We start from the raw sequence: 5,701 nt of genomic DNA, 5'->3' as shown, positions 1-5,701 counted from the left end.
TAGCCTGCTCGGCCCAGAATTTATCAGAGTCTTTAATTGACTGAGTATACATCTGCTCATATTGCGAGGCGTCGCAAAGTGGTTTTTTGTTAGATTTTGCAATAGGGTAAATATCCATAATTTTTTATTATCTTTAAAATGAGCTTTTTCAAATAATACCAATTATTTAGGGCAATTGGTACGAATGTCTAAATAGTATTGAATTACTTAACTTAAATCTAAATAGCTAAATACTGGTGTCTTAATTCTTCATTATCTAATACTTCTTGAGCAGTGCCATCAAATACAATTTTTCCGGTATCTAATATCAGCGCTCTATCCGCTAAGCGCAATGCGGCAACAGCATTTTGCTCAACAATAATCGTAGTGATGCCTAATTTTTTAATACTAAGTAAAATATCTTCGATTTCACGAACAATAACTGGTGCCAAACCTTCATAAGGCTCATCTAACAATAATAATTTAATATCTCTAGCTAACGCTCTAGCAACAGCAAGCATTTGTTGCTCGCCACCAGAAAGAGTGATACCGTCTTGATTTCGTCTTTCTTTTAAGCGCGGAAAATGTTCATAAATTCGCTCTAAAGACCAACCAATAGGCTTTTCAATTTGCGCCAATAATAGATTTTCTTCTACCGTTAATCCGCCAATAATACACCTATCTTCTGGAACAAGTGCAACACCAAGCTGAGCCACCTGATAATCTTTCATTGCATGCAATGGCTGGTGATCAAGCCAAAGCTCACCGTGCTTAACTTGCGGCTCTTCAGCACGTGCAATTGATCTTAATGTTGATGTCTTTCCAGCGCCATTTCTACCCAATAAAGCAATAATTTCGCCTTCACGAACATTAAAGCTAACACCTTGAACAATATAACTTTCACCATAATAAGAATGAAGATCCCAACATGAAAAAAATGCAGGATCTGAACCTTTTGAAGTGATTGGTTTTTGTATGCTATTACTCATCTGAACCGCCTAAATATGCCTCTTGAACAACAGGATTTCCTTTAATTTCATCTGGCGTTCCCGTTGCAATAATCTCACCTCTTGCTAGTACTGAAATTGTATCGGCCACACTAAATACAACATGCATATCATGCTCAATAATAATCTTAGCCATTCCACCTTCTTTGATTTTTTTTAACAGCTCAATAGTTTGATTAGTATCATGCCTTGCCATACCTGCGGTTGGCTCATCCAATAAAAGTAGTTTTGGATGCTGTATCAAACACACTGCCAATTCCAAACGACGCTTATCGCCACGAGACATACTGCCAGCCAATTGATATAGTTTGTCACTCATACCAATACTGTCAAGTGCACTAATCGCTTCTTCCATGATATCCACCTCATTAGCAAGAGAGCGAAATATTTTAAATTTAAATGAACCATCACGCTTAGCCAAAGCAGGCACCATGACATTTTCCAATAAGCTTAAATCAGCAAAAATTTCAGGTGTTTGAAATACACGAACCAAACCCATTTGATTGATTTCGTGCGCTTGCTTGCCAACAATATTTTTACCATTAAATTCAACCGTACCTGTATCAGGCGCCAATAATCCAATACAAACATTTAGCAAGGTTGATTTACCTGCACCATTTGGGCCGATAATGGCATGCACCTTGCCTTTTTCAATATTTAAATTAATATTGTTAAGTGCCTTTAAGCCGCCAAAGGATTTATTAACATTGGTAATTTTTAAAACAGATTCGGACATTTACTTACCCTCCTGATTTGAGGATTCAGAATTTTCCTTTGTGAAAAAACGTTTTTTCATTTTCTGAAATCCTTCTGTAATACCACCAGGTAAAAAGATCACAATACCCATAAACATCAAACCCAAGGTCAAATGCCAGCCTTCACCTACAAACGGGGAAACAATCACAACCATTGTATCTTGAAGCCAGCTTGGCAAGAAATCAAAGAAAGTCTGTAATACTGCTTCGTTAACTGCTGAAAAGATATTCTCTAAATATTTAATAATAACCACACCCAACAACGGACCATACAAAGTTCCAACACCACCCAAAATAGTCATTAACACCACTTCACCAGAAGCTGTCCATTGCATTCTTTCGGCACCTGCTAATGGATCAGTAACCGCCATAAGTGCGCCTGCCAATCCAGCAAACATACCTGAAATTATAAAAGCAGTCAGCAAATAAGGGCGTGTGTTGTAGCCCGTATATTTCATACGATGTTGGTTAGATTTAATTGCCTTTAATTTCAGCCCAAAAGGTGAGTTGAAGATTTTTAAGGATACATAAAAAGCTACAATCAACATAACAGCACAAAAGTAAAAGCCAGAATAGCCACTCATGGATAAACCAAATAACTCAGTAGAGGGTAAACCCTCTCCTGCTGTCGAGAACAAACGATCAATAACCCTTGGATCTTCAAGTGCTAGCTGCAACCCTGTCTCACCATTGGTAATTGGTGTTAATACCGAATAAGCCAAGTTGTAAAACATTTGTGCAAATGCCAAGGTAAGAATGGAGAAATAAATGCCTGATCGACGTAAACTCACAAAACCAACAAATGCCGCAACAATTCCTGCCAAAATTACTGAAGATATAACAGCAGGAATAACATTCATACTTAATAATTTAAACGACCAAACAGCTGTGTAAGAACCAACACCTAGAAAGATTGCATGACCGAAAGATAGATAACCTGTCAATCCAAATAGAATATTATAGCCAATTGCAAAAATACCAAAAATAGCAAATTTTTGTAATAAGTCAGGATAATTTGCACCTAATGGATTTAACCAAATTGGCATTGATAATACAACCATTGAAAACAATATCATTGTTACTAGATCACTACGTTTTTTTTCTAATATCATTATCTCTAATCCTCCATTACACCTTTACGACCCATCAAACCTCGTGGACGCGTTAGCAAAACAATCACCGCAACTAAGTAAATAATCACTTGATCAATACCTGGGACAAGTTCAGTAATAACCGTCATTGAAGCAAACGATTGTAAAATTCCAAGTAAAAATCCTGCTGCCACAGCGCCGCCTAAAGAGCCCATGCCACCAACAACCACAACCACAAATGATAGGACTAAAAAGTCCATTCCCATATGATAATCAGGTGGCAATATTGGCGCATACATCACACCTGCTAAGCCAGCAACAACAGCTGCAAGGCCAAATACAATAGTAAATTTTCTTTGAACATCAATACCTAAAAATCCAACCATCTGACGATCGAACATACCTGCTCTAACAATCATTCCAAATGTTGTTAATTGCAAAAATGCAAATACAGAAGTGATAATTAAGGCTGAAAAAGCCAAATAAATTAATCGCCACCATGGGTAAACTAAATTCTCACTAAGCCCTAACCAAGAACCAATGGCGGCACTACTAGATACAATATCTGGCGCAGGCGTTGGAATTGGATTAGCGCCAAAGAAATGACGAATCACTTCTTGAATAACAATTGCTAAACCAAACGTTACCAAGATTTGCTCTGCATGCGTACGCTTATAGAAGTGACGAATCAACCCTCTTTCCATTACCAAGCCAATCAATAGCATGACTGGTATTGCCATAAAAATAGACAATGGTACAGCGTAGTCTATGATCGCGAGCCCCACATCTCCAAACCAAATTTCTAAATAAGGTTGCTCCTTGTAGGCGGTGAAAAAAGTAATACTTGGATCAACAACCTTAACTGAAATAGTCAAGATTTTTTGAAATGTTACTGCGCAAAATGCACCCAACATAAACAAAGCACCATGAGCAAAATTAACCACGCCTAGTGTGCCAAACACCAAGGTCAACCCAAGTGCAATTAACGCATAAGCAGCACCCTTATCAAGGCCGTTAAGTAATTGTATTAATATAGCATCCATAATAGTTTTCCATTATTTAACGAACCACTTTAATTATTAAAAATAGTTTTGTTTAATAAATATCAAAAAAAATGCCAACCACAATTAATGCAATTGGCATTTACAAGTTATCCTTTTAAGGCTTAAACCTTGTAAGGACCTAAGTTACCACCAAAGATTGATGCATCATACTCAACCTCAGAACGTGGCACCTCTTTAACGATGTCAAGAAGGTCAAACTGTGAGCTTGGGTTTTGCTTACCACGAACCACAAGAACATCTTTGAAACACTGATGATCTTCAGCACGGTATTCTGTTTCACCATTACCCATTCCGTCAAATTTAAATCCTTCAAGTTGTCTAATAACTTCAGGTGGATAGAATGTGCCAGCATTTTCACAAGCATTTGCGTAAAGTAATGTTTGAACATAGCATGTATGTGCTGCCATTGAAGGTGGGAAGCCATACTCTGTACCAAATGACTTAACAAACGCTTTAGAGCCTTCATCTCTCAATTGCCAATCCCAGTTTGTTGTACCTAGAATACCCTGAAGATTTTCACCAGCACCTTGAGCCATTAAACGTGAATATAAAGGAACGATAATTTCAAACTGCTTGCCGTTTACTAATTTATCACGTAAACCAAACTGAACTGATTGCGTTAATGAGTTAATCATATCCTTACCATAATGGTTAAGAATTAATGTATCAGCACCTGAGTTTAAAATTGGTGTAATAAATTGAGAGAAATCACCAGCACCTACAGGTGTTCTAACTGTAGCAGTGGTATTCCAGCCTAAAGCTTCGGTTGTCTCTTTAATTGACTCTTCTTGAGTCCAACCCCAAGTGTAATCAGAAGTAAGATGGTATGCATTTCTACTTATGCCCATTTCCTCTTTAAGTACTGGACCTAAAGCTGAACCAGTCATTTTTGCATTGAAGAAGTGACGGAAGCCGTAACGACGCTTGTCTTTACCTGTTGTATCATTAGAGTGTGTCAAACCAGCCATAAAGATAACGCCAGCCTCTTGAGCTAAACTTTGAACTGCAATAGCAACGCCCGACGAAGAGCCACCTGAGAACATAATAACGCCGTCTTTTTCAATCATACGTTTTGCTGATGCGCGAGCTGCATCTGATTTTGTTTGAGTATCACCAGTTACATAAACAACTTTCTTGCCTAAAATGCCATTGCCTTTTAAATTCATAGGCTTCATAGTATTCATTAAACCGCCATCACCCTTACCATTTAAATGCTTTACCGCTAATTTAAATGCACGTAATTCGTCTGCACCTTCGTCTGCATATGCGCCTGTTTGTGGCACGTTAAAGCCTAATGTGACTGTAGATGAGTTGCCAGGATTATTAGTAAAATCCTTTGCATAAGCACCTTTTGTAAAAAACATTGGTGCAGCTGCTAGTGCTGCACTAGTTTTTAACATGTTTCTACGGCTAATTGTATTTTGATCTTTAGTATTGTCGCTCATATATATCCCCTATTTCAATTTTTTATTATCTTGTTTAATTTGTAAATCAACTGAAATAATGATACTCCGAAATTTATCATACTAAACACTATCATTATTTTCTAATATACCTTTCTAGAAAGGTTAATAAATTATTAATTATTCTTAGGTCATGACAACTTAAGCATATTTAAAATCATGTTAAAGTACCATTATGAAAGTAAAAAACAAGTATGTAAATCGTTCCCGTATTCCAGAGAAGAAATTTAGAGAAATAATTAAGTATTTTTCTCTTGATTTGAACTCAGTTCAAATCAAGGAATTAACAGGATTGAGCAGACAAACAATCAACAAATATTTAACCGCTATTAGGCTTAGAAT

General features: G+C 37.0%; 5 protein-coding genes and 1 pseudogene. 1 reads left to right on the top strand and 5 read right to left on the bottom strand.

Annotation, left to right across the window (positions count from 1 at the left end; genetic code table 11):
- Positions 1-218: 218 nt before the first annotated feature.
- From BTHERMOSOX_RS08890 to BTHERMOSOX_RS08870, 5 genes are all read right to left on the bottom strand, one after another.
- Positions 219-968 carry an ABC transporter ATP-binding protein gene (locus tag BTHERMOSOX_RS08890; RefSeq protein ID WP_138120722.1) on the bottom strand — a complete coding sequence of 250 codons (750 nt, stop codon included), beginning with the start codon at positions 966-968 and terminating at the stop codon, positions 219-221.
- A complete protein-coding gene (locus BTHERMOSOX_RS08885) occupies positions 961-1,722 on the bottom strand; it encodes an ABC transporter ATP-binding protein (RefSeq protein WP_138120721.1) in 762 nt (253 codons plus the stop codon). Before BTHERMOSOX_RS08885 ends, BTHERMOSOX_RS08890 begins: the two co-directional genes overlap by 8 nt.
- Entirely contained in the window at positions 1,723-2,853 is a 1,131-nt protein-coding gene (locus tag BTHERMOSOX_RS08880; protein WP_138120720.1) for a branched-chain amino acid ABC transporter permease, read from the bottom strand. It lies immediately after the preceding gene.
- A 5-nt stretch (positions 2,854-2,858) separates the two neighbouring features.
- Positions 2,859-3,875, bottom strand: a complete 1,017-nt coding sequence (locus BTHERMOSOX_RS08875) for a branched-chain amino acid ABC transporter permease (protein WP_138120719.1) — start codon at positions 3,873-3,875, stop codon at positions 2,859-2,861.
- 122 nt (positions 3,876-3,997) lie between these two features.
- Positions 3,998-5,341 carry an ABC transporter substrate-binding protein gene (locus BTHERMOSOX_RS08870; protein WP_171004713.1) on the bottom strand — a complete coding sequence of 448 codons (1,344 nt, stop codon included), beginning with the start codon at positions 5,339-5,341 and terminating at the stop codon, positions 3,998-4,000.
- Between the two features lie 193 nt (positions 5,342-5,534).
- On the opposite strand from BTHERMOSOX_RS08870, the pseudogene BTHERMOSOX_RS08865 reads away from it, so the two are divergent.
- Positions 5,535-5,701: pseudogene (locus tag BTHERMOSOX_RS08865) on the top strand (IS1595-like element ISBaz1 family transposase); the annotation flags it as partial.

The organism is Bathymodiolus heckerae thiotrophic gill symbiont, from assembly GCF_900128515.1.
Taxonomy (GTDB): Bacteria; Pseudomonadota; Gammaproteobacteria; order PS1; family Pseudothioglobaceae; genus Thioglobus_A.
Note: the sequence above shows the minus strand (reverse complement) of the source record. Positions and strands in the feature narration are given on the sequence as shown.

Excerpts from the sequence above, each read along its gene's own strand:
- BTHERMOSOX_RS08890 (WP_138120722.1), bottom strand. The coding sequence starts at position 968 with ATGAGTAATAGCATACAAAAACCAATCACTTCAAAAGGTTCAGATCCT.
- BTHERMOSOX_RS08885 (WP_138120721.1), bottom strand. The coding sequence starts at position 1,722 with ATGTCCGAATCTGTTTTAAAAATTACCAATGTTAATAAATCCTTTGGC.
- BTHERMOSOX_RS08880 (WP_138120720.1), bottom strand. The coding sequence starts at position 2,853 with ATGATATTAGAAAAAAAACGTAGTGATCTAGTAACAATGATATTGTTT.
- BTHERMOSOX_RS08875 (WP_138120719.1), bottom strand. The coding sequence starts at position 3,875 with ATGGATGCTATATTAATACAATTACTTAACGGCCTTGATAAGGGTGCT.
- BTHERMOSOX_RS08870 (WP_171004713.1), bottom strand. The coding sequence starts at position 5,341 with ATGAGCGACAATACTAAAGATCAAAATACAATTAGCCGTAGAAACATG.